Raw genomic sequence first — 20,653 nt, 5'->3', positions numbered from 1 at the left:
GGGGTTCGGCCAGCTGTCACGTGGGAGACCGTTGTCGGAATGCGAACGGGGGCCGTGCGGCGCAAGCCGCACGACCCCCGTTTCCGTTCGCGGTGTCGCTCAGTGCTGCTTCTTCTCGTCCTGCTCCGGGTGCGCGTAGTTCAGGTGCTCGGCCGGGATCGGGAACGTCACGTCGTCACCGAACGGCGACGGCGCGGCGGCCCGGTCGAAGGTGAGCTCGCTCAGCGGCAGCCGGCCCCGCTCGTCCACCGCCGGGGCGGTCGGATGCGGCACCTCGCGGTTCCAGTTGAGACCGCGCTGCGCCTGCGCCTCGGCTGCCGGGTCGTGCGAGCCACCGGCGTGCGAGTGCAGGCCGTGGTGCACGCCGACCTGCGGCCGGAAACCGGGCTGGGTGGTCTCGTCCTGACCCCGACGGAAGATCTTGCTACCAAGCCACACCAGGGGATCATACTTGCGATCCACGACCCGTTCCTTCATCGGGATGATGGCGTTGTCGGTGATCTTGATGTGCTCGGGGCACACCTCGGTGCAGCACTTGGTGATGTTGCAGAAGCCCAGGCCCTGCTCGGCCTGCGCGTACTCCTTGCGGTCGGTCTTGGTGTCGAGCGGGTGCATGTCCAGCTCGGCGGCCCGGATGAAGTACCGGGGACCGGAGAAGGCCTGCTTGTTCTCCTCGTGGTCCCGGATCACGTGGCAGACCGTCTGGCACAGGAAGCACTCGATGCACTTGCGGAACTCCTGCGAGCGCTCGACGTCGACCTGCTTCATCCGGTAGTCGCCCGGGGCCACGTCCTCCGGGGGCGCGAAGGCCGGCGTCTCCCGCGCCTTCTCGTAGTTGAACGAGACGTCGGTGACCAGGTCCCGGATCACCGGGAAGGTCCGCAGCGGGGTGACCGTGACGGTCTCGTTCTCCTCGAAGGTCGACATCCGCGTCATGCAGCCCAGCCGCGGCTTGCCGTTGATCTCCATGGAGCAGGAGCCGCACTTGCCGGCCTTGCAGTTCCACCGGCAGGCCAGGTCGGGCGCGTCGGTGGCCTGGAGGCGGTGGATGACGTCGAGGACGACCTCGCCCTCGTTCACCTCGACCGTGTAGTCCTGGAGGTCGCCGCCGTTCTCGTCGCCCCGCCAGATCCGGAATTGGCGCTTGCCGCCCATTACTTGCCCGCCTCCTCGGTCTTGGCGTCGGCGACGAGGGCGTCGAAGTCGGCCAGCTCCTCGTCGGTCAGGTACTTGGCCAGCTCCGCCCGATCGAAGAGCCCGATCAGCTCCGCCCGCATCTTCGGCAGCGGCTTGTGCTCCAGGCGTACGGTGTCGCCGTCGAGCGAGCAGACCAGGTTCACCCGACGCCACTTCGGGTCCATCCCCGGGAAGTCCTCCCGGGTGTGGCCGCCGCGCGACTCCTGCCGCTCCAGCGCCGCCTTCGCGGTGCACTCCGAGACGACCAGCATGTTGCGCAGGTCCAGGGCCAGGTGCCAGCCCGGGTTGTAGCGACGGCCGCCGGCCGCGCTGACCTTCGCCACCCGCTCGCGCAGCTCGGCGAGGCGGACCAGCGCGTCGGCCAGCTCACCCTCACGCCGGATGATGCCGACCAGGTCGCCCATCACCGCCTGGAGGTCCTGCTGGAGGGCGTACGGGTTCTCGCCGGTGTCCCGCTGGAGCGGGGCGAGCGCGGTCTCCACCGCGGCCTCGACCGCGTCCACCGACACCTTGGGACGGGCGGTGAGCTGGTCGGCGTAGGTCGCCGCGTGCCCACCGGCCCGCTTGCCGAAGACCAACAGGTCCGACAGGGAGTTACCGCCCAGCCGGTTGGAGCCGTGCATGCCGCCGGAGACCTCGCCCGCAGCGAACAGCCCCTGCACGGTGCCGTACGCGGCCCCGCTGTCCGGCTCGACCTCGACGCCACCCATCACGTAGTGGCAGGTCGGCCCGACCTCCATCGGCTCCTTGGTGATGTCGACGTCGGCCAGCTCCTTGAACTGGTGGTACATCGACGGGAGGCGACGGCGGATCTCCTCGGCCGGCAGCCGGGAGGCGATGTCCAGGTAGACGCCGCCGGCGGGCGTACCGCGACCGGCCTTGACCTCGCTGTTGATCGCGCGGGCGACCTCGTCGCGGGGGAGCAGCTCCGGCGGACGCCGGTTGTTGTCCGGGTCGGAGTACCAGCGGTCCGCCTCGGCCTCGTTGTCCGCGTACTGCTTGCGGAACACGTCCGGCACGTAGTCGAACATGAACCGCTTGCCCTCGGAGTTCTTGAGGACGCCGCCGTCACCCCGGACCGACTCGGTGACCAGGATGCCCTTCACCGAGGGCGGCCAGACCATGCCGGTCGGGTGGAACTGGAGGAACTCCATGTTGATCAGCGTCGCCCCGGCGCGCAGCGCCAGCGCGTGCCCGTCCCCGGTGTACTCCCAGGAGTTCGAGGTGACCTTGTACGACCGGCCGACGCCGCCGGTGGCGAGCACCACGGCCGGGGCCTCGAAGAGGACGAACTCGCCGGACTCCCGGTAGTAGCCGAACGCGCCGGCCACCCGGTCGCCGTCCAGCAGCAGCTCGGTGATCGTGGTCTCCGCGAAGACCTTGATCCGCGCGTCGTAGTTGCCGAACTCCTTCTTGTCCTCCTGCTGGAGGGAGACGATCTTCTGCTGGAGGGTGCGGATCAGCTCCAGGCCGGTCCGGTCACCGACGTGCGCCAGCCGGGGGTACTCGTGCCCGCCGAAGTTGCGCTGCGAGATCTTGCCGTCCTTGGTGCGGTCGAAGAGCGCACCGTACGTCTCCAGCTCCCAGATCCGCTGCGGCGACTCCTTCGCGTGCAGCTCGGCCATCCGGAAGTTGTTGAGGAACTTGCCGCCGCGCATGGTGTCGCGGAAGTGCACCTGCCAGTTGTCCCGGCTGTTCACGTTCCCCATGGCGGCCGCGGCGCCGCCCTCGGCCATGACCGTGTGCGCCTTGCCGAAGAGCGACTTGGAGATGATCGCGGTCTTCTTGCCGGCCAGTCGGGCCTCGATCGCCGCCCGCAGACCGGCGCCACCGGCCCCGATCACGACGACGTCGTAGTGGTGTCGTTCGATTCGCGTAGTCATCTGTGTCCGGGCCCTTTAGTTGATGAACCGCAGGTCGCTGAACCAGCCGGCGGCCAGCGCCATGATGTAGAAGTCGGTCAGCGCCAGAGTGCCGAGGGTGATCCAGGCGAGCTGCATGTGGCGGACGTTCAGCCACGAGATGCCCGTCCAGGCGCGGTAGCGGAACGGGTGCTTCGAGAAGTGCTTCAGCCGGCCGCCCATGATGTGCCGGCAGGAGTGGCAGGAGACCGTGTACGCCCAGAGCATGATCACGTTGACCAGCAGGATCACGTTGCCCAGGCCGAAGCCGAAGCCCTCCGGGGAGTGGAAGGCGAGGATCGCGTCCCAGGTGTTGATCAGGGAGATGATCGCGGCGGCGTAGAAGGCGTACCGGTGCAGGTTCTGGCCGAGCAGCGGGAAGCGGGTCTCGCCGGAGTAGGTCTTGTGCCCGTCCGGCACGGCGCAGGCCGGCGGCGAGAGCCAGAACGACCGGTAGTACGCCTTGCGGTAGTAGTAGCAGGTCAACCGGAACAGCAGCAGGAACGGCAGGGTCATCGCGGCGTCCGGGATGATCCACCAGCCGGGCAGGAAGCGGCCGAAGTGCGCCGCCTCCGGCACACACGCCTCGGTCACGCACGGCGAGTAGAACGGGGTCAGGTAGTGGTAGTCGTCGACCCAGTACCACTTGTGCATGAAGACCCGGACCGTCGCGTACGTGACCCACGAGCCGAGGCCGATGACCGTGATCAGCGGCGCCAACCACCAGCGGTCGGTACGCAACGTCTTCGCCGCGATGGCGGCGCGCGCTCGCGCACCCCGCGGCCTCGTTGCCGTTGAAGTCATTCCAGTTGTCTCCCTGACGGGGCCCTCGCGGGCACGGATCGGTTCCGGCCGGGCACGCGGGCCGGCGCACCGCCCCCGCAGCCACGTCCCCTGCGCACACCCACAACCACGCCGGGGCGTACCGACGCAGCTAAGTGACACACGTTACGCCGCTCACCGCGAGCCGTTCGCGCAGGGAGTGTCGCCCGAATGCGCCCGGTTGGAAAGCTGTGGCGCTCCGATCGCTGTCCGATGTTAAGAACCTCACGTCGGGGACGATCCGGGCCCATGGGGGTCAACGATTCAGCGCCCGGGGCAGCTCACCCGGAGGCACCGCCCGTGAAGTTCCACTCGGCCAGGCGCAGCGGCGGCGCGCTCCACCAGGTGTCCGCGGTCCGGTCCGGCTGCCGGAGGGCGACCCGGCCCACCCCGAGCACCGCGCCGGGCGCCAGCGCGCGCGGGTACGCCTGGGTGAAGCGCAGGTCCCGGACGGCGCGGGTGACCACGCCGTCCTCGACCAGCCAGACCCCGTTGCGGGTCAGCCCGGTCACCGTCAGCGCCTTCGGGTCGAGCACCCGGGTGTACCAGAGGTCGCTGACCAGCAGCCCCCGCCCGACGCCGGCCACCAGGGCGGCGGTGTCCGGGTCGACCACCGGCCCGGCCAGCGTGCCCGCCGCCGGTGCCGCCCCGGCAGCGGCCAGCAGCCGGACGGTGCGCGGGAACGGGCCGAAGGTGGGCGAGTCGAGGGACCCGTGCCCGGTCGAGGCGGCCCCGGTGGCGGCGGCCGTACGCCGGTCGTGCGTCACCGCGCCGGTCGTGCCGGCGGTCACCAGGGGCAGCGCGCGCCGGGCGGTGCCCTCGGTGTCGACGGGCAGCCCGGAGGCGGCGAGCGGATCGTCGACCAGGGACACCGCCCGGTCGAACTGGGCCGCACCCGGCTCGGCGAAGGACTTCCGTTCGGCGTACGCCTTGCCGTTGAAGCCGTACATGGCGAGGTTCGCCAGCAGGTCGGCGACGGCGGCCGGCTCGAAGACCACCTCGTACCGCCCCGGCGGCAGCTCGACCGGGTCGACGCCGGAGCGCGCCTTCCCCGCCGCCCGCGCGCCGAGGGCCGCGCCGTCCAGGTCGGCCAGCCGGTCTGCGGCGAGCCGGGCCATCCCGTCCACCCCACCGGCGCGCGCGATGCCGTCCATGGCCGCCTCGGCCATCCGCCCCCACGCGGTGTGCCCAGCGGTGTTGGCGAACGCGACGACCTGGTGCGAGGTGCGGCAGTAGCCGGCCGTCTCCAGCCCGCCGGCCGCGTCGACGAAGGCGCGGACCCGGGCGGCCCGCTCGTCCGGTTCCGCGTACGCGGTGGCCTCGTCGGGCGTCGGGGCGGCCGGTGTCGGAGCGGGCGGGGTCAGCCCCGGCCAGCCCGGGTCGGGCGGGCAGAGCCGGGCCGCGACCAGGGTCCGCTCGACCAGCTCCCGGACGCCGTCCGGGCTGGTCAGGCTGCCACTGCCGGTGGCCGTCCGCCCGTCGGCGTGCAGCCGCAGCCGGATCGACACCGTCGACTCGGCGACGTTCTGGTGGATGAACGAGTTGGCGAACCGGGTCAGCGCCGCGTCCGTCCGGGTCACCGTCACCTCGGCCTGCGCGGCCGGGCCGGCGAGGCGGCCCACCAGCTCGACCACCTGCCCGGCGATCTCCGTCTCGCGCCCGCTCACGCGGCGACCCCCTTGTTCGCGACGGTGGGACCCGTGCTCACGCGGAAACCCCCACCCGGACGTTGCGGAAGCGGGCCGGGGCGGCCGGATGGCCGGTGTGCCCGACCTGGCCCGGCTGGCCCTTGCCGCAGTTGGGCGTGCCCCAGGGGACGATCTCGGAGGAGAGCATGTCCATGGAGCGCCAGAAGACCGGCCCGATCCCGGTGTAGGTGGGGTTGCGCAGCATCCGGCCGCGCCGCCCCTTCTTGATCTCCCACCCGATCTCGCAGCCGAACTGGAAGTTGAGCCGCTTGTCGTCGATGGACCAGGAGCGGTTGACGTCCATCAGCACGCCGTCGTCGGTCGCCTCGACGATCTCGTCCAGGGTGTGCGGCCCCGGCTCCAGGCCGACGTTGGTCATCCGCACCATCGGCAGCCGGGCGTATCCGTCGGCGCGGACGCTGCCGCCGTAGCCCAGGCCGGCGACGGCGGCCGAGTCCCGACCGGCGAGCACCCCCACCCAGCGTCCGGCGCGGACCGCGTCCCGGCGGACCGCCGGGGAGCCCTCGTCGTCGAAGCCGAAACTGCCCAGCGCGCCCGGGATGGTCGGGTCGATGGTGATGTTCATCAGGTCGGAGCCATAGCGCAGCGAGCCGAGCTGCCGCAGGTCGAGCCAGGAGGTGCCGGCGAACGCCGCCTCCCAGCCGAGGATCCGGTCCAGCTCGATGGCGTGCCCGACCGACTCGTGGATCTGCAACGCCAGCTGCTCGCCGCCGAGGATCAGGTCGGTCTCACCGGCCGGGCAGAGCGGGGCGGTGAGCAGTGCCCGTGACTCCTCGGCCATCCGGGCGGCGTTGCCGACCAGGTCGAGTGAGTCGACCAGCTCCCAGCCGGTGGTGCCGTACTGGCCGCGGTAGCTGGGCCAGGACCGGCGCTGGGTCTCGCCGTCGCCGATCGAGGTGGCCGAGATGCCCGCCCCGCACTCGCGGACGTGCTGGTCGATGCGGTGCCCCTCGCTGGAGACGAACCACTTGCCGGTGTCCCAGACCTGGTAGAGCCCCTCGGCGAGGTCGGCCCCGTGCTCGGCCATCGTCGCGGTCGCGGCGACCAGCAGGTCGCCCTTGCTGCTCAGCGGTACGCCGAGCGGGTCGACCTGGCAGGGGGAGGCCCAGGAGGCGGTGGTGGGCGTGGCCGGCACCAGCTCGACCGGCGGGCCGGAGACCCGGGCGCTCGCCGCGGCGATCCGCGCGGCGCGGTGGCCGGCGTCGCGGGCGGCGGCGTCGGCCAGATCGGGTACGGCGTAGAAGCCCCAGCTCGATCCGACCAGGGCGCGGACCCCGAGCCCGAGGTCGGAGTCCTGGGTCAGCTCCTCGATCTCGCCGTTGCGGGCCGACATCGACTCGTAGCGGCGGTGCATCACCCGGACGTCGACGTACCGCGCACCGGCGTCGAGCGCGGCCTGCACCGCGAGGGTCGCCGCGTCGAACTCCGTCATGGACCCGACCCTAGGCGAGCCCCCCGACACTTGTCAGTCCAGCAACCGCTCCGGCCGGATGGCGACGTGCACCGGCTCCGTCAGTTCCAGCAGGCCGCCCGGAGCGGCCGTCGACTCCTCGACGTGGTGGCCGTTCTTCTCCCGGTAGAGGTGCAGGCTGCCGGTCTCCTGCTCGACCAGCAGATACCAGGGGATACGTGCCTCGGCGTAGTAGTGCATCTTGAGTACCCGGTCGGTGGCCGCGTTGCCCGGTGAGACGATCTCGCAGATCAACCGGACGTCGGCCGCGTCGATGTTCACCTGGTCGAGGTCGATGGGGCCGGTGATCACGACATCGGGGATCGGAATACGGTCCGGTCTGAGTCGTACGTTCACCGCTTCCAACAGCTCCAGCCCGGCCGCCTCGGCGGCCGGTTCGAGGACGTTGCCGAGCCTGCGCGCGATGCGTTGGTGGCGGGGCGTGGGGGCTGGGGTCACGTGGAGGCTCCCGTCGAAGAGTTCGACGCGTTGCCGCGTCTCCCCGAGGGCGAGGTACTCCTCCTCCGTCCACGGTCCGTCGTGGCCGAACAGCGCTGCGGTCATGGTCACCTCCACCTCGGGCGCGGGAATCCTCTCGTCGTCGCCCGCCCCATCGTCGCACCCCGGGTGCGACCAGCAGGGCTTCCCGGCCGCGTCCGGGCAGGTCCCGGCCGGGGTGATGAACACGGTGATGCCGACTCGTTACGGGACCGACGGCTGACAGGACGGCGCTTGTAGCTTATTTTCACCCTCTGGGAACCGCTGCAAGTTCTCTTCGTCAGCCAGGGGGGCGGTCGGTCGTGAAGAGACCCGAGTCGATGCCGGCCGAGAAGCCGGACGACCACCGTGCCGCGCCGGGGGAGCATAGCGCGAGTGGGCCGTATCTGCGGGTGACCGATCTGCGGGTGCAGTTCGCCACCGAGGACGGCGTGGTGCGGGCGGTCGACGGGGTGTCGTTCGCGGTGGAGCGCGGCCGGACCCTGGGGATCGTCGGCGAGTCCGGGTCGGGCAAGAGCGTGACGTCCCTGGCCGTCCTGGGCCTGCACGACCCGCGCCGGGCCACGGTGACCGGGGAGATCCGGGTCGGTGACCACCAGTTGGTCGGCCTGCCGGAGGAGCGGGCCCGCCGGCTGCGCGGCCGGGACGTCGCGATGATCTTCCAGGACCCGCTCTCCGCGCTGCACCCGTTCTATCCGGTCGGACGGCAGATCGCGGAGGCCTACCGGGTGCACCATCCGGGGGCGGGACGCCGCGCGGCGTGGACGCGGGCGGTGGAGATGCTGGACCGGGTCGGGATTCCGCAGCCGGGGCGGCGGGCCGAGCAGTACCCACACGAGTTCTCCGGCGGTATGCGGCAGCGGGCCATGATCGCGATGGCCCTGGTCAACGACCCGCAGCTGCTGATCGCCGACGAGCCGACCACGGCCCTGGACGTGACGGTGCAGGCGCAGATCCTGGACCTGTTGACCGATCTCCAGCAGGAGTTCGGCTCGGCGATCGTGTTGATCACCCACGATCTCGGCGTGGTCAGTCAGGTGGCGGACGAGGTGCTGGTGATGTATGGGGGCCGGGCGGTGGAGTACGGCGACGTCACGGAGGTGCTGCGGTCGCCGGCGCACCCGTACACCTGGGGGCTGCTCGGCAGCGTGCCCTCGTTGCACGGGGACGCGGACGCGGACCTCCGGCCGATCGCCGGCAACCCGCCGAGCCTGATCGACCTGCCGTCGGGCTGCGCCTTCCATCCCCGGTGCCGGTGGGCGGACCGGACCGACGGCCGCTCCCGGACGCAGGTGCCGGAGCTGGTGCCGGTGGGCGACACGGGGCACCGGGTGGCGTGTCACCTGCCGGCGGACGAGCGGGCACGGATCTGGGCCGACGAGGCCGAGCGGGTGGGGGTGGCCCGGTGAGCGCCCCGATGACCGGCTCCGTGGAGCCGCTGCTGAGCGTCCGGGGGCTGACCAAGCACTTCCCGGTGCGGGAGGGACTGCGCCGGTCGGGACTGGTGCGGGCGGTCGACGGCGTGGACTTCGACGTCGAGGCGGGGCAGACCCTGGGCCTGGTGGGGGAGTCCGGGTGCGGCAAGACCACCACCGGTCGGATGCTGGTACGCCTGATGGAGCCCACCGCCGGCACCGTCACCTTCGCCGGGCAGGAGATCGCCCGGGCGCGGGGCCGGGACCTGCGCCGACTCCGGCAGGACCTCCAGATCATCTTCCAGGACCCGTACGCCTCCCTGAACCCCCGGCACACGGTGGGGCGGATCGTGGCGATGCCGCTGGAGGTCAACGGCATCACCCCGCCCGGCGGGGTCCGGAACCGGGTCCGGGAGCTGCTGGAACTGGTCGGGTTGAACCCGGAGCACTACAACCGGTACCCGCACGAGTTCTCCGGCGGCCAGCGGCAGCGCATCGGCATCGCCCGCGCGCTCGCCCTCAACCCGAAGCTGATCGTGGCCGACGAGCCGGTCTCGGCGTTGGACGTCTCGATCCAGGCGCAGGTGGTCAACCTGCTGCGCCGGCTGCAACGCGACCTGGGGCTGGCGTTCGTGTTCATCGCCCACGACCTGGCGGTGGTGCGGCATTTCAGCCAGCGGGTCGCGGTGATGTACCTCGGCCGGATCGTGGAGATCGGCGACCGGGACGACATCTACCAGCGCCCGCAGCACCCGTACACCCGCGCGTTGCTGTCGGCGGTGCCGGACGTGACCGGCCAGGGGGCGGAGGGGCGGATCCGGCTCGTCGGGGACGTGCCCACGCCGCTGGACCCGCCGTCGGGCTGCCGGTTCCGTACCCGCTGCTGGAAGGCCACCGACCGGTGTGCCACCGAGACCCCCGCCCTCGTCCCGAGGGAGGGCGGCCGGCAGGCCACCGCCTGCCACCACCCCGAGACCGGGCCGCTGGCGTCGACCGGCGACGTGGTGGCCGTACCGAATGAGGTGTCGCGATGAGCCTGTCCCCGGTGGAGGGTGAGGTCCGGGCGGAGATCGCCCCGGCGACCGACGGCGGCGGCGTCGCGAAACGCGAGGTCGTCGGCCGGTCGCCGGGTCAGCTCGCCTGGGTCCGGCTGCGCCGCGACCGTACGGCGGTGGTCACCGGCGTGGTGCTGCTGGTGCTGATGCTGGTCGCGCTCGCCGCCCCGTTGATCTCGAAGCTGTACGGCGTCGGCCCGAACGAGCAGTTCCAGGAGCTGCTGGACGGCAACGGCATGCCGCTCGGCTACGTCGGCGGGGTCAGCGGCGACCACTGGTTCGGGCTGGAACCCCGGCTCGGCCGGGACATCTTCATCCGGATGGTGTACGGGCTGCGCACCTCGCTGTTCATCGCGTTCGCCGCCGCCGTGGTGACCACGGCGATCGGCGTGGTCGCCGGCATCCTCGCCGGTTACCTGGGCGGGATGGTCGACACGGTGATCAGCTGGATCACCGACGTGGCGCTGGCCCTGCCGTTCCTGATCTTCGCGCTGGCCGTGGTGCCGACCGTGGCGCTGCGCTTCTACGGCCCGCGTGAGGAGGTGCCGCCCTGGTTCCAGGTGGCCGTGCTGATCGGGGTGTTCGCCGCGTTCAGCTGGACCAGCACCGCCCGGCTGGTCCGGGGCCAGGTCGTCTCGCTGCGCGAACGGGAGTTCGTGGAGGCGGCCCGGGCCAGTGGCGCGGGACTGGGGCACATCATGTTCCGGCAGCTCCTGCCGAACCTCTGGGCGCCGATCCTGGTGGCGTTCTCGCTCGCCGTGCCGCAGTACATCACCGGTGAGGCGGCGCTGTCGTTCCTCGGCATCGGCATCCTCGAACCCACCGCCGACTTCGGCCGGATGATCTTCCAGAGCATCCCGTACCTCCAGACCGACCCGGCCTACGTCTTCTTCCCGGGCATCACGATCTTCGCGCTGGTGCTCGCGTTCAACCTGTTCGGTGACTCGCTGCGCGACGCGCTCGATCCGAAGTCGTCCCGGTGAGGAGCCCCTTATGACGCGATTCCTGGTCCGCCGGCTGCTCAGCGCCGTCCTCACCCTCTTCGCGGTGAGCGTGCTCAGCTTCCTGATGTTCTTCGCCCTGCCCAGGGACCCGGTCAGCGGCATGTGCCCGAAGAACTGCAACGCCGAGCGGCTCGAACGGGTCCGCGACGAGCTGGGCCTGAACGACCCGCTGGTGCAGCAGTACGCGAACTACATGAAGGGCATCGTCGCCGGGCGGGACCTGGGCAGCGCCCAGGGCGGCCGGTGTGACGCCCCCTGCCTCGGCTGGTCGTACGTGAACAACGAGGCGGTCACCGACACCCTGGTCCGGGTGCTGCCGGTGACGCTGAGCATCGTGCTGCCGGCGGCCATCCTCTGGCTGGTGGTCGGGGTCGGCCTGGGCATGGTCTCCGCGCTGCGCCGGGGGACCTGGCTGGACAAGGCGGCGATCGGCTTCTCGCTGGCCGGTGCGTCGTTGCAGCTCTACTTCGTCGGCGCGGTCCTGCTGCTGATCTTCACCTATCAGCTGCGGCTGACGCCGGTGCCGGGGTACACGTCGATGTTCGACGATCCGGTGAAGTGGGCCAGCGGGCTGGTGCTCGCCTGGGTGTCGTTGGCCTTCCTGTTCTCCGCGATCTACGCCCGGCTCTCCCGGGCGCAGATGCTGGAGACGCTCTCCGAGGACTTCGTCCGCACCGCCCGCGCCAAGGGCCTGCCGAAGCGCACCGTGTACGGGCGGCACGCGCTGCGCGCCGCGATCACGCCGGTGGTCACCATCGCCGGGCTGGACGTCGGCGGCGCGCTCGGCGGCACGGTGATCACCGAGACCACCTTCGGCATCCAGGGGCTCGGCCGGACCGCCGTCGACGCGGTCCGCTCCGGCGACCTGCCCACGATCATGGCCACAGTGCTGATCTCGGCGGTCTTCATCGTGCTGGCGAACGTCGTCGTCGACCTGCTCTACGCGGCCATCGACCCCCGGGTCCGGTTGCGATAAAGCATCGACCCTGTTCCACCCGTGGAAAAGTATCCATCGGTTCTGTTAGACCACTCGTAAATTTCTTACAGGCAGGGGAGGAGGGCGCGACATGCGCCTGAAGAGGGCAGCCGCCGCAGGCGGAGCGCTCGCACTGCTCGCGGCCATGGCGGCGTGCAGCGAGAACAAGGGCACCGAGGGCACCGTCGACTCCGACCGGGTGCAGAGCGGGTCGATCGCCACCGACCCGAAGGACTCGATGGGACCGGCCCCCGAGGTGCCGGGCGCGGCGAAGGGCGGGACCTTCCGGGTGATCCGGCAGAACAAGATCTCGCACATGGACCCGCAGCGGATCTACTCGTTCGCCGGGCTGATGAACGCCCCGCTCTACAGCCGTTTCCTGACGACGTTCAAGGACGACGGCTCGGGCAAGGTCACCCTGGTCGGCGACCTGGCCGAGACGCCGGGCAAGGACGTCAACTCCGACTGCAAGGTCTGGGAGTTCAAGATCAAGGACGGGGTGAAGTTCGAGGACGGCACCCCGATCACCTCGAAGGAGATCGCCTACGGCATCGCCCGCTCCTTCGACCCCGACCTGACCGGCGGCCCGACCTACCTCCAGGAGTGGCTCGCCGACACCCCGCAGTACGACACCAAGTGGAACTTCAAGGCGAACAAGACCTCGCTGCCGCCCGGCCTGACCACCCCGGACGCGAAGACCCTGCGCTTCGAGTTCGCCAAGGCGCACTGCGACCTGCCGTTCGCCGCGTCGCTGCCGTACACCGCGCCGCTCAAGCCGGAGAAGGACACCGGGGTCAACCTGGACAACCAGCCCTTCTCCTCCGGGCCTTACAAGATCACCAAGAACACCGCCGGCGTCGAGCTGCTGATGGAGCGCAACGAGCACTGGGACGCGAAGACCGACCCGGTGCGGCACGCGTACCCGGACCGGATCGTCTGGAACTTCGGGCCGGACCCGGAGGCGGGCGCCAACCGGGTGATCGCCGACAACGGTGACGACCAGGCGGCGCTGGCCTTCAACGGCGTCCCGGCCGCGCTGGTCGCCCGGGTCGCCGGAGACGCCGCGCTGAAGCCGCGCACCATCCAGGGGCCGACGCCGAGCCTCTGGCGGCTGACCATCAACACCAGCCGGGTCACCGACCTCCCGGTCCGGCAGGCGCTCAACTACGCCATCGACCGGGACGGCTTCATCAAGGCGTACGGCGGCGAGTCCTCCGCCCGCGCGGTGACCACCCTGCTGCCGCCGTCGACGATCGGCTACCAGAAGCACGACGCCTACCCGGCGGGGCCGAACGGCAACGTGGACAAGGCCAAGGAACTGCTCGCCGGCAAGACCCCGGAGCTGGTGCTCGGGATCGGCGACGACTCCACCGAACTGGCCACCCAGCTCAAGGGCAACCTGGAGAAGGCCGGCTTCAAGATCACGGTGAAGGTCATCCCGGCCGACGCCAAGCTCGACGAGGTCGGCAAGAAGGACAACCCCTGGGACATCTGGATCGACCAGTGGGCCGCGGACTGGCCGAGCGGCGCGGCGATCCTGCCGGTGCTCTTCGACGGCCGCACCATCAAGGCCACCAACAACAGCAACCGGTCGTACGTCAACAGCGACGCGATCAACGCCGAGTTCGACCGGGTGCTCGCGCTGCCGGTGGCCCAGCAGGGCGCCGAGTGGGCCAAGCTGGACGAGCGGATCATGAAGGAGCTGGCCCCGGCCGTGCCGCTGTTCGTGGAGAACGGCTTCTACGTGCACGGCTCCAAGGTCGGTGGCGTCTTCATCGACAGCATCTTCGGCTACCCGTCCTTCGTGAACGTGCACGTCAAGCAGTGACCTACCCCCTCGGCTGAGGCCGAGGTGGTAGCAGGGGTCCCCGGTTCGCGCTTTCCGCCGAGCAGGGGACCCCTGCTCACAGGTGGGTACGGAGGAAGTCCAGCTCCAACCGGAGCAGCCGTTCGGCGGTGCCACCGGCGGCCATGTGGGTCGCCCCGGTCAGCGGCAGCACCGCGTGCGGACGGCCGGTGGCCAGCAGCGCCGCCGACAGGCGCAGCGTGTGCGCGGCCACCACGTTGTCGTCGGCCAGGCCGTGCACCAGCAGCAGCGGCCGGACGTCGTCCGCGCGGGCCGGCGGCTCGGCGGCCAGCTCGACCAGGTTGTGGTGGCTGTAGACGTCCGACCCCTCGTCCGGCAGGCCCAGGTAACGCTCGCTGTACGCGGTGTCGTAGAGCGCCCAGTCGGACACCGGTGCCCCGGCGATCCCGCAGCGGAACCGCTCCGGGTGCCGGAGCACCGCCAACGCCGCGAGCCACCCCCCGAACGACCAGCCGCGCACCGCGACCCGCCCCAGGTCGAGGTCGGGGTGCTTCTCGGCCAGCGCGGTCAGCGCGTCGAGCTGGTCGGCGAGGACCACGTCCGCCACCCGTCGGTGGATCACCTTCTCGAACGAGGGCGAGACACCCGGCGTACCCCGGTTGTCGACGGTGACCACCGCGAAGCCCGCGTCCGCCCACCACTGCCGTTCCAGCCAGGCCCCCCGGGCGGCCACCACCTCCTGGTGCCCCGGGCCGCCGTAGACGTCCAGCAGCACCGGCAGCCGCCGCCCGGCGACGTGGTTGCCCGGGTAGACGACCGCGGCGGGCAACTGCCGGTCGGTCACCCGTTCCAGGGCCGGTCGGGGTGCCCAGGGCGGGGTGGCGGCGTGCGAGCGCAGCGTGGCGACCTCCTCGTCGCCCCGGCGCACCGTCCAGCGGACCCCCGGATGGTCCAGCGAGGCGTACCCGACCACCAGCACGTCCCCGCCGACGACGGCGGTGTGCCAGCCCTCGTCCTGGGTCAGCCGGCGGGCGTCCACCCCGCCCCCGATCACCGTCCGGACCCGGAACAGGTGCCGCTGGCTCGGCTCGCCGTCGCTCGCCTCCACCAGCAGGTCGGCCGGGCCGCTGCCGGCCGTGAGCCGGCCGACCACCCGGCGTACGTAGAGCGAGGGCGGGGTGAGCAGGGTGCCGTCGGCGAAGAGGCACCGGGCGTCGTACCCGTCGTGGGCCAGTTCGCCGCCGACCAGCACCCGGCCGTCCGGCAGGTGCGCGGGGGTGCCCGGGATCGGGTCCACCCAGCGCGGGTCGGCCAGCTCGGCGTGCACCTGCGTCTCGCCGGTGCGCGGGTCGACCGCCAGCACCAGGCCGTGCTGCTGGGACCGGCGCAGCACCGTGATCAACGGCCCGCCGTCGACCCAGTCGACCGCGACCAGGTACGGGTAGGTCTCGCGGTCCCAGTGCACGTCGACCCAGCCGCCGTCGAGGTCGAGCAGGTGCAGGCTCACCTCCGCGTTCGGGCCACCGGCCACCGGGTACGCGACGCTCACCGGGGGGCTCGCCGGGTCGGCCGGGTCGTGCAGGTGCCAGCGGGTCAACCGGGACTCGTCGACCCGGGCGGCCAGGATCGACCGGCCGTCCGGCGCCCACCAGTAGCCCCGGAACCGGTCGAACTCCTCGGCGGCGATGTGCTCGGCCAGCCCCCAGGTCACGCGAGAGTCCTCACCGGCGAGCATGGTGTCCGACCCGTCCGGCTCGATCACCCGCAGCTCGCCGCGGCGGGTCGTGGCCCCGGCGTCGGTGACGTACGCCAGTCGCTGGCCGGTCGGATCCGGGCGCGGGTCGATCGCCGGACCGGCGGTGGCCACCTCGACCACGTCGCCGTGCACCAGGTCGGCCCGGAACAACCGACCGGCGAGGGTGAAGACGGCCACCCGGGCGGCCGGGTCGGTCGCGTACGAGCCGATGCCGCCGGCGCTGAGCCGCAGCCGCTCGCGCAACGCCCGCTCGGTGGCCGGCAGGTCACCGGCTGCTCCGTCTCCGCCGAGCAGCGCGGTGGGTTCGGCCACCAGGCGCTCCGCACCGGAGGTGACGTCGAGTAGCCAGAGCGCGTCGGTCGGATCCTGCGGACCGCCCGAGCGCAGGAAGACCACCCGCGATCCGTCGTCGGCCACGGTGACGGCGCGCGGCGCCCCGTGGCTGAACCGTCGGGTGCGGGCGGCCAGCTCCGGATAGTCCACACGGCCGATCGTAGAGGCGGACCGGGGGCGATGTGGCCGACCTGCCGGTACGCGTCGGGAACCGCCGCCGGCCCGCGCGGTACGCGTGGAGAACCGACGCGGGCCGCCGCGACGGTTAGAGTGGCCGGCGTGACGACGCTGCCCGACCGCCGGCTCCTGCTGGTCCACGCCCACCCCGACGACGAGTCGATCGGCACCGGGTCGACGATGGCGCACTACGCCGCGACCGGTGCCCACGTCACGCTGGTGACCTGCACCCTCGGTGAGGAGGGCGAGATCCACGTGCCGGAGCTGGCCGGGCTCGCCGCCGCCGAGGCCGACCAGCTCGGTGGGTACCGGATCGCGGAACTGGCCGCCGCCTGCGCGGCGCTCGGCGTCACCGACCACCGCTTCCTCGGTGGCGCGGGTCGCTACCGTGACTCCGGCATGATGGGCCTGGCCACGAACGAGCACCCCCGCGCCTTCTGGCAGGCCGACCTGGACACCGCCGCCGGGTACCTGGTGGAGATCATGCGGGAGGTACGTCCGCAGGTCCTGGTCACCTACGACGAGAACGGCTTCTACGGGCACCCGGACCACATCCAGGCGCACCGGGTGGCGATGCGTGCCGTCGAGCTGGCCCGGGCCGAGGGTTTCGCCCCCGCCAAGGTCTACTGGACGGCGATGCCGATCAGCGTGCTGGAAGCCGGCCTGACCCACTTCGCCGACTCCGCGGACAACCCGTTCGCCGACGTCACCGACCTGTCCGAGCTGCCCTTCGGCACCCCCGACAAGGACATCGCGGCGCGGATCGACGCCACCGACCAGCACGCCGCGAAGGAGGCGGCGATGCGGGCCCACGCCACGCAGATCCCGGACAACTCGTGGCTGTACTCGATCGCCGGCAACTTCGGCAGCGAGTTCATGGGCGTGGAGTACTTCTTCCTCGCGGTCGGCGAGAAGGGACCCGGCAGCGGCCCGTACGGCTGGGAGGACGATCTCTTCGCCGGGTTGGACACGACCGCGCCGCGGGACGCCGCCACGGCGGCCGGTCACCGGTGACCCTGCCCACCGCGTCGATGTCGGTCACCCCGGAGCCGGAGCAGGCCGCGCCGCCGTCGTCGCCCGGACGTGCGGTACGGGTGCTCGACCTGGCGCTGCGGGTGGCCGGCGGCGCGCTCGCCGTGTTCGGGGGTGCGCTGACCGCGGTGGTGGAACTGGTGCTCGCCGGGGTCCGGGTGGGCGGTCAGCTCATCGGGGTGTCGGTGCTGGTGGCGATCGTGGCGAACGTCGTACTGGGCTGGTTCGCCCACGTCACCGTGGGGCGTCGTTGGGCGGTGGTGCTGCCGGCGGTGCCCTGGTTCGCGATGATGGTCGTGGCGGCGGGCCGCACGGACGAGGGGGACGTGCTGCTCTCCGGGAACAACTGGGTGGGCCTGGCGATGATCGTGGCGGGTGCCATGACGTTCGCCGTGGCGGGTTTCCGGCTGATGCTGGCCCCGCCGACCCGAACGGCCAAGTGACGCTGGCCCCACCCTGGTGGTAGATATTCCTGCCAGGAAGCCCGCCGCCGGGGCGGGCGGTACGGCGGGAGGCGTGCGATGAGGGACCAGTGGCGACCGATCGGCGTGCTGGCGGGCGTGCTGTTCGCGGTCAACGTGGTCGCCCGGCTGGTGGCCCGGTTCGCTTTCGACGAGGATCCGGTCGCCGCCGACCGGGTCTCGCTGGTCATGTTCCTGGTGATCGGGGTGATCCTCGCGGCCGTCACCTTCAACTGGGCACGGCGCAGCGCGGTGTCCCGGTGGGGTGGTGACCTCGCCGCCGCCGTGGGCGCGGCGATGCTGCTGACCGTCCTGGTCGGCCCACTGCTGGTCGGCAACAACCCGTTCGCCGGCGGCGCGGGCACCTTCTTCGCCCAGATCGGGCTCTACCTGCTGGCCACCGGAGCCGGCATCCTGACCGGCTACCTGATCGCCACGGCGCTCGGCGTCGACTACCGCTCCCAGCAGCTCAAGCGGTACGCCGAGGTGAAGAGCGCCAAGCCGCGCCGCCCGGTCCGCCGCTGACCCGACCCCGCACCGGCCGGGATCAGGCGGGGGCGACCCGGGTCAGGTACGTGTGGTGGGTGGTGAAGCCGAGGCTCCGGTACAGGGTGACAGCCGGCGTGTTGCGCTGCTCCACCTGGAGGAAGACGTCGGTGGCGCCGGAGTCGGCACCCCAGTCGGCGAGCGCCCGGACCACCTGGCGGGCCAGCCCCCGGCCCCGGAACTCGGGCACCACCTCGATCAGGCTCAGCCCCAGCCAGCGGCCCTCCCCGGTGACCGTCCCCCGGCCGACCGCGACCAGCGCGCCGTCGGCGTACAGGTGGGCGAAGCGGAGTCGGTCCACGGCGGTGAGCACGTGACGCGCGGCGTCGGGGAGGCCGCCCTTGCGCCCGGCGGCGACGGCGAGCCACTGCGCCGACGGGGCGGCCGTCAACTCCACCGTGGGCCCGGGGGCCGGCAGCGTGGCCCGCAGCCGGTCCAGGGCCACGGTCTGTACCAGCGTGAGCGGCCGGGCCCCCCAGCCGCGCGCGTCCAGCTCCGCTCCCACGGGTGTGGCCAGCGGTAGCGGGGTGTTGACCATCGCGGGCTGTCCCTGGTCGGCGTACCAACGTTCGACGGCGTCGACGGCGGCCGGCAGGGGCCGGTCGGGGTCGCCGATCGGCAGCGCCGTGTTCGCGCGTCCGGTCCAGCCGGCGGCGCTGCGCAGCAGCCAGTCACCGAGGCGCCCGCGTACCGGGGCGGGCCAGGCCTCGTCGGCGGCGAGTTCCAGGGCGATCACCGCGGCGGCGGTCGGTCGCCGGGCCGCCGGCACCCACTTGGCCCGGTGCACCTCGTCCCGGGGGACCTGGACCCGACCCTGGTCGGTGGCGAGAGTGATGTGGGTCTCATCCAGCTCGACCAATTCGCCCAGTGCGTCGGAGAAGAGGGGGCGGCCCTCACGAATCCCCACAATCCGACGGACCACGATCCGATGTCCCACATCCTGCTGTCGGAGCACGATCGACCTCCTCCCCGGCGAGATACTAGGCTCTTACCGTCGCGGCGGATCGCGACGCGTCTTGCGGAGGAGAAGACCGGTGACCTACATCATCGCCGAGCCGTGCGTGGATGTGCTCGACAAGGCATGCATCGAGGAGTGCCCGGTCGACTGCATCTACGAGGGCAACCGGATGCTCTACATCCACCCTGACGAGTGCGTCGACTGCGGTGCCTGTGAGCCGGTCTGCCCGGTCGAGGCGATCTTCTACGAGGACGACGTCCCGGAGAACTGGAAGGACTACACCTCGGCGAACTACGAGTTCTTCGAGGACCTCGGCTCTCCGGGCGGCGCCTCGAAGATCGGCAAGATCGAGAAGGACACGCCGTTCGTCGCCGCCCAGCCGCCACGCGGAGAGGGCCACTGAACCGGCCCGCGCCGGTCTCGTCGCGGCTGCCCGAGTTCACCTGGGACACCCTGGACGCCGCGGCCGCCCTGGCCGCGGCGTACCCGGACGGGATGATCAACCTGTCCATGGGCACCCCGGTCGACCCGGTGCCCGAGGTGGTCCGTCGGGCTCTGGCGGACGCGTCCGACGCACCCGGGTATCCGCTCACCGCGGGCACGCCCGCGTTGCGCGAGGCCATCGCGACCTGGGTGCGGCGCACCTGCGGGGCGACCGCCGACGGGTTCGGCGTGCTGCCGACGATCGGCTCCAAGGAGCTGGTCGCCTGGCTGCCGACCCTGCTCGGCATCGGTCCGGGTGACGTGGTCGTGGTGCCGTCGGTCTGTTACCCCACCTACTCCGACGGGGTCCGTCTGGCCGGCGCCACCGAGGTGCGGACCGACTCGCTGACCGCGGTCGGGCCGACCCCCCGGGTCCGCCTCGTCTGGGTGAACTCGCCGGCCAACCCGACCGGCCGGGTGCTGCCCGCCGCGCACCTGCGCAAGGTGGTCGACTGGGCGCGCGAGCGGGGCGCCGTGGTGGCCAGCGACGAGTGCTACCTGCCGCTGGACTGGTCGGCCGACGCCGAACCGGTGTCGGTGCTCTCGCCCGAGGTCTGCGGCGGCTCGTACGAGGGCGTCCTCGCCGTGCACTCGCTCTCCAAGCGCTCGAACCTCGCCGGTTACCGGGCCGGGCTGGTCGCCGGGGACCCGACCCTGGTCGCCGAGCTGCTCAAGGTCCGTAAGCACGCCGGCATGATCGTGCCCGCACCGGTGCAGGCGGCGATGGTGGCCGCGTTGACCGACGACCGGCACGCCGACGAGCAGCGGGAACGCTACCGGGCCCGGCGGGAGGCGCTGCTCGCCGCGTTCACCGGGGCCGGGTTCACGGTCGAGCACTCCGAGGCGGGGCTCTACCTCTGGCTCAGCCGGGGTGGTGAGGAGTGCTGGCAGACCGTCGACTGGCTGGCCCGGCGGGGCATCCTGGCCGCCGCGGGGGCGCTCTACGGGCCCGGCGGCAGCCACCACGTCCGGATCGCGTTCACCGCCTCCGACGAGCAGGTCGCGGCGGTGGCCGGCCGACTCGCCCGCTAGCGGCTCCCGTCGATCGCGCGAGGAAGGGACCCGTTCTGACG

General features: G+C 71.9%; 18 protein-coding genes. 10 read left to right on the top strand and 8 right to left on the bottom strand.

The window, feature by feature from the left end; translation table 11 throughout:
• Positions 1–99: 99 nt before the first annotated feature.
• The 6 genes from IGA62_RS07890 to IGA62_RS07865 form a co-directional block, all read right to left on the bottom strand.
• Positions 100–1,155, bottom strand: a complete 1,056-nt coding sequence (locus IGA62_RS07890) for a succinate dehydrogenase/fumarate reductase iron-sulfur subunit (protein ID WP_145815601.1) — start codon at positions 1,153–1,155, stop codon at positions 100–102.
• Positions 1,155–3,080: a fumarate reductase/succinate dehydrogenase flavoprotein subunit gene (locus IGA62_RS07885; RefSeq protein ID WP_091451386.1), complete on the bottom strand. Its 1,926-nt coding sequence runs from the start codon at positions 3,078–3,080 to the stop codon at positions 1,155–1,157. The genes IGA62_RS07890 and IGA62_RS07885 overlap by 1 nt, the downstream gene beginning before the upstream one ends.
• A 15-nt stretch (positions 3,081–3,095) precedes the next feature.
• On the bottom strand, positions 3,096–3,902 hold the full coding sequence (locus IGA62_RS07880; RefSeq protein WP_145815602.1) for a hypothetical protein: 807 nt from the start codon (positions 3,900–3,902) through the stop codon (positions 3,096–3,098).
• A gap of 299 nt (positions 3,903–4,201) precedes the next feature.
• Complete coding sequence (locus IGA62_RS07875; RefSeq protein ID WP_232624919.1) at positions 4,202–5,587, bottom strand: metallopeptidase TldD-related protein; 1,386 nt, start codon at positions 5,585–5,587, stop codon at positions 4,202–4,204.
• Between the two features lie 37 nt (positions 5,588–5,624).
• Positions 5,625–7,061, bottom strand: a complete 1,437-nt coding sequence (locus tag IGA62_RS07870; RefSeq protein WP_145815603.1) for a TldD/PmbA family protein — start codon at positions 7,059–7,061, stop codon at positions 5,625–5,627.
• Positions 7,062–7,094: 33 nt separating this feature from the next.
• Entirely contained in the window at positions 7,095–7,643 is a 549-nt protein-coding gene (locus tag IGA62_RS07865) for a Uma2 family endonuclease (RefSeq protein WP_145815604.1), read from the bottom strand.
• A gap of 254 nt (positions 7,644–7,897) precedes the next feature.
• Here IGA62_RS07865 and IGA62_RS07860 point away from each other — a divergent pair, with 254 nt between their 5' ends.
• The 5 genes from IGA62_RS07860 to IGA62_RS07840 all read left to right on the top strand — a co-directional run bounded on the left by IGA62_RS07860 (position 7,898) and on the right by IGA62_RS07840 (position 13,855).
• Positions 7,898–8,986 (top strand): ABC transporter ATP-binding protein, encoded by a 1,089-nt coding sequence (locus tag IGA62_RS07860; RefSeq protein ID WP_145821733.1) that lies wholly within the window; start codon positions 7,898–7,900, stop codon positions 8,984–8,986.
• 8 nt (positions 8,987–8,994) lie between these two features.
• The gene (locus IGA62_RS07855) at positions 8,995–10,026 is read left to right on the top strand and encodes an ABC transporter ATP-binding protein (protein ID WP_145821734.1); all 1,032 of its coding nucleotides are present in this window, start codon (positions 8,995–8,997) and stop codon (positions 10,024–10,026) included.
• Positions 10,023–11,030 (top strand): ABC transporter permease, encoded by a 1,008-nt coding sequence (locus IGA62_RS07850; RefSeq protein WP_145815605.1) that lies wholly within the window; start codon positions 10,023–10,025, stop codon positions 11,028–11,030. Before IGA62_RS07855 ends, IGA62_RS07850 begins: the two co-directional genes overlap by 4 nt.
• A 10-nt stretch (positions 11,031–11,040) precedes the next feature.
• The gene (locus tag IGA62_RS07845) at positions 11,041–12,027 is read left to right on the top strand and encodes an ABC transporter permease (RefSeq protein WP_145815606.1); all 987 of its coding nucleotides are present in this window, start codon (positions 11,041–11,043) and stop codon (positions 12,025–12,027) included.
• Between the two features lie 91 nt (positions 12,028–12,118).
• Complete coding sequence (locus tag IGA62_RS07840) at positions 12,119–13,855, top strand: ABC transporter substrate-binding protein (protein ID WP_145815607.1); 1,737 nt, start codon at positions 12,119–12,121, stop codon at positions 13,853–13,855.
• Between the two features lie 76 nt (positions 13,856–13,931).
• On the opposite strand, the gene IGA62_RS07835 is transcribed toward IGA62_RS07840, so the two are convergent.
• Entirely contained in the window at positions 13,932–16,073 is a 2,142-nt protein-coding gene (locus IGA62_RS07835) for a S9 family peptidase (protein WP_190289269.1), read from the bottom strand.
• Positions 16,074–16,193: 120 nt separating this feature from the next.
• Between IGA62_RS07835 and mshB the strand changes: the two genes are divergently transcribed.
• From mshB to IGA62_RS07820, 3 genes are all read left to right on the top strand, one after another.
• Positions 16,194–17,114: an N-acetyl-1-D-myo-inositol-2-amino-2-deoxy-alpha-D-glucopyranoside deacetylase gene (gene mshB / locus IGA62_RS07830; RefSeq protein WP_145815608.1), complete on the top strand. Its 921-nt coding sequence runs from the start codon at positions 16,194–16,196 to the stop codon at positions 17,112–17,114.
• Positions 17,115–17,131: 17 nt separating this feature from the next.
• On the top strand, positions 17,132–17,575 hold the full coding sequence (locus IGA62_RS07825; protein ID WP_091458492.1) for a hypothetical protein: 444 nt from the start codon (positions 17,132–17,134) through the stop codon (positions 17,573–17,575).
• Between the two features lie 78 nt (positions 17,576–17,653).
• Complete coding sequence (locus tag IGA62_RS07820; RefSeq protein ID WP_145815609.1) at positions 17,654–18,118, top strand: hypothetical protein; 465 nt, start codon at positions 17,654–17,656, stop codon at positions 18,116–18,118.
• Positions 18,119–18,140: 22 nt separating this feature from the next.
• Here IGA62_RS07820 and IGA62_RS07815 read toward each other — a convergent pair whose 3' ends face one another.
• The gene (locus tag IGA62_RS07815; protein WP_190289268.1) at positions 18,141–19,094 is read right to left on the bottom strand and encodes a GNAT family N-acetyltransferase; all 954 of its coding nucleotides are present in this window, start codon (positions 19,092–19,094) and stop codon (positions 18,141–18,143) included.
• Between the two features lie 79 nt (positions 19,095–19,173).
• Here IGA62_RS07815 and fdxA point away from each other — a divergent pair, with 79 nt between their 5' ends.
• Entirely contained in the window at positions 19,174–19,500 is a 327-nt protein-coding gene (fdxA, locus tag IGA62_RS07810) for a ferredoxin (protein ID WP_176737747.1), read from the top strand.
• The gene (gene dapC / locus IGA62_RS07805) at positions 19,497–20,612 is read left to right on the top strand and encodes a succinyldiaminopimelate transaminase (protein WP_186500179.1); all 1,116 of its coding nucleotides are present in this window, start codon (positions 19,497–19,499) and stop codon (positions 20,610–20,612) included. The genes fdxA and dapC overlap by 4 nt, the downstream gene beginning before the upstream one ends.
• Positions 20,613–20,653 lie beyond the last annotated feature (41 nt).

The sequence above is a fragment of the Micromonospora sagamiensis genome (assembly GCF_014680085.1).
GTDB lineage: Bacteria > Actinomycetota > Actinomycetes > Mycobacteriales > Micromonosporaceae > Micromonospora > Micromonospora inyonensis.
This window is presented reverse-complemented; position numbering and strand designations above follow the sequence as displayed.

Excerpts from the sequence above, each read along its gene's own strand:
- IGA62_RS07825 (WP_091458492.1), top strand. The coding sequence starts at position 17,132 with ATGTCGGTCACCCCGGAGCCGGAGCAGGCCGCGCCGCCGTCGTCGCCC.
- IGA62_RS07850 (WP_145815605.1), top strand. The coding sequence starts at position 10,023 with ATGAGCCTGTCCCCGGTGGAGGGTGAGGTCCGGGCGGAGATCGCCCCG.
- IGA62_RS07845 (WP_145815606.1), top strand. The coding sequence starts at position 11,041 with ATGACGCGATTCCTGGTCCGCCGGCTGCTCAGCGCCGTCCTCACCCTC.
- IGA62_RS07855 (WP_145821734.1), top strand. The coding sequence starts at position 8,995 with ATGACCGGCTCCGTGGAGCCGCTGCTGAGCGTCCGGGGGCTGACCAAG.
- IGA62_RS07860 (WP_145821733.1), top strand. The coding sequence starts at position 7,898 with ATGCCGGCCGAGAAGCCGGACGACCACCGTGCCGCGCCGGGGGAGCAT.
- IGA62_RS07890 (WP_145815601.1), bottom strand. The coding sequence starts at position 1,155 with ATGGGCGGCAAGCGCCAATTCCGGATCTGGCGGGGCGACGAGAACGGC.
- IGA62_RS07840 (WP_145815607.1), top strand. The coding sequence starts at position 12,119 with ATGCGCCTGAAGAGGGCAGCCGCCGCAGGCGGAGCGCTCGCACTGCTC.
- IGA62_RS07870 (WP_145815603.1), bottom strand. The coding sequence starts at position 7,061 with ATGACGGAGTTCGACGCGGCGACCCTCGCGGTGCAGGCCGCGCTCGAC.
- IGA62_RS07865 (WP_145815604.1), bottom strand. The coding sequence starts at position 7,643 with ATGACCGCAGCGCTGTTCGGCCACGACGGACCGTGGACGGAGGAGGAG.
- IGA62_RS07880 (WP_145815602.1), bottom strand. The coding sequence starts at position 3,902 with ATGACTTCAACGGCAACGAGGCCGCGGGGTGCGCGAGCGCGCGCCGCC.
- IGA62_RS07885 (WP_091451386.1), bottom strand. The coding sequence starts at position 3,080 with ATGACTACGCGAATCGAACGACACCACTACGACGTCGTCGTGATCGGG.
- IGA62_RS07820 (WP_145815609.1), top strand. The coding sequence starts at position 17,654 with ATGAGGGACCAGTGGCGACCGATCGGCGTGCTGGCGGGCGTGCTGTTC.